Below are 2,194 nucleotides of genomic sequence, written 5' to 3'. Positions count from 1 at the left end.
GGTTATATAAATAGAAGTGTCCTACAAATATTGTTTTATAGTAATATTTGTAGGACTTTTTCGTATAAAATATTTATTGATTTTACTTAATTTTTCTTATATAATAAAAAATAATATTTTTAGTTATAGTATACATATTTTACACACTATAATTAAATATAAAATAATTATAAATTTTATTATAGCAAAATTCATATAAATTTATAATTAAACTATAAAAATATAGAAATTTGTTAAAGTATAATATTATAAAAATGGAGGAAAATTTTTGCAAATAGGCTTAAATTTATAAAAATTATGGAAAATAAAATTGGAGAAAGAATTTATAAAACAAAGCTATTATCTTCTTTAGAAAAAGTTTTTTGTGATGAAAATTGTATTGCAGAAGAAACTAAAAAAGGAAGTATGCTTCTAAATGAACGTTTTTCATTTCAATTAGCTTTTGTTATTGAAGGGGAAAGACTAGATGATGTTAGCTTTTCTATTAATTCTGAAATAAAAGATTGTATATCTATTAAATATGTTGAGAACGTTCCTTCACAAATGCCTTGCTATCATAACCACGATGATAATATTTTAAGAAATACACCTGGTTTTTATCCAGATGTTTTAGTTGAAATGCCAAAAACTATTAGATTGTTAAATAAGCAATGGAGGAGTATTTGGATAACAATAGAGCCTAAAGATAGCCTTAAAGCTGGTGATTACGATATAGAAATTTGTATGAATCAAAATAACTTAAATTTAACAAAGGATATTTTTAATATTGAGATTATAGATAAAAAATTGCCAGAACAAGACTTAATATACACTAATTGGTTTCATTGTGACTGTATAGCTACATATTATAATATACCAGTATTTAGCGAAGAACATTTTAAGAGAATAGAGGATTTTATTAAAACAGCTAGTGATTATGGTATGAATATGATTTTAACTCCTATTTTTACACCAGCATTGGATACAGAAGTTGGCAAGGAACGTCCTACAGTGCAATTGGTAGATGTGTATAAAAATGGAGATAAATTTGAGTTTTCTTTTGAAAAATTAAAAAGATTTATAGATATGTGCTTAAAATATAAAATTAAACATTTTGAGTATTCTCCATTTTTTACACAGTGGGGTTCTAAGTTTACACCTAAAATTATGGCAAAAGAAAATGGAGAATATAAAAGAATTTTTGGTTGGGATACATTGGCTAGTTCTGATGAATATAAAAATTTTTTAAATCAATTTTTGCCAAGACTTGTGGAGTTTATTAAAAAAGAAAATCTACAAGATAAAAGTTGGTTTCATATTTCAGATGAACCATCTTTAAATGATATGGAAAATTACCAATGTGCATACAATTTGATAAAGGACCATATTAAAGATTTTAAAACATTAGATGCTATTTCAAATTATGAGTTTTATGAAAAAGGCTATATAAAAGCTCCTGTTGTTGCTACAGACCATATAGATATATTTTTAGAAAATAGGGTAGAAAATTTATGGGCATATTATTGCTGTGTACAATATAAAGGTGTTTCAAATAAATTTTTTAATATGCCAAGCCACAGAAATAGAATTTTAGGTATGCAATTGTACAAATATGATATACAGGGGTTTTTACATTGGGGATATAATTTTTGGTATTCGCAGTTTTCTAAATATCCTATTAATCCATATTTAACTAGTGATGCAGGTTGTGGTTTTCCATCGGGAGATGCTTATGTTGTGTACCCGTCACAAGATGGTGTTAATGTATCTTTAAGGCTTGAGGTATTTTATGATGCATTACAAGATTTAAGAGCATTGAAATTATTAGAAACTAAATTGGGAAAAGAAAAAGTTATTGAAATAATAGAAGAAGAATGTGAAATAACATTTAGTAAATATAAACATTGCTCAAAATGGCTTTTAAAATTAAGAGAGAAGATAAATAGTTTAATAAAAGAGCTAGTTTAAAAATGGGGTTATAAACTAGTTGGGTTTTATTCCACTTTAGGGTTATAATTTATTATATTACATTAATTGTTATTTTAAAAAAAATAAAAAGATAATTTATATTCCTTAATTATATTATACAACTGATTTTTATTTATTTTATTAACATAATTGATATAAATATCTTAATTATATAAATAAAAATAAATTTGTAACAATATTGTAATTGTATTATTACAAAAAAAATGTAATAATATATATAAATAGT

1 protein-coding gene is annotated in these 2,194 nt (G+C 23.8%); it reads left to right on the top strand.

All coding sequences use genetic code 11. The features are described 5' to 3' along the window. Window positions 1-297 precede the first annotated feature (297 nt). A complete protein-coding gene (locus R5Z65_RS09960; RefSeq protein WP_317368885.1) occupies window positions 298-1,947 on the top strand; it encodes a DUF4091 domain-containing protein in 1,650 nt (549 codons plus the stop codon). The last annotated feature ends 247 nt before the right edge of the window (window positions 1,948-2,194 follow it).

The sequence above is a fragment of the uncultured Tyzzerella sp. genome (assembly GCF_963558545.1).
In the GTDB taxonomy this organism is placed as follows: domain Bacteria; phylum Bacillota; class Clostridia; order Lachnospirales; family CAG-274; genus Tyzzerella.
The sequence above is the reverse complement of the archived record's forward strand: the minus strand, read 5'-3'. Positions and strand labels throughout refer to the sequence as shown.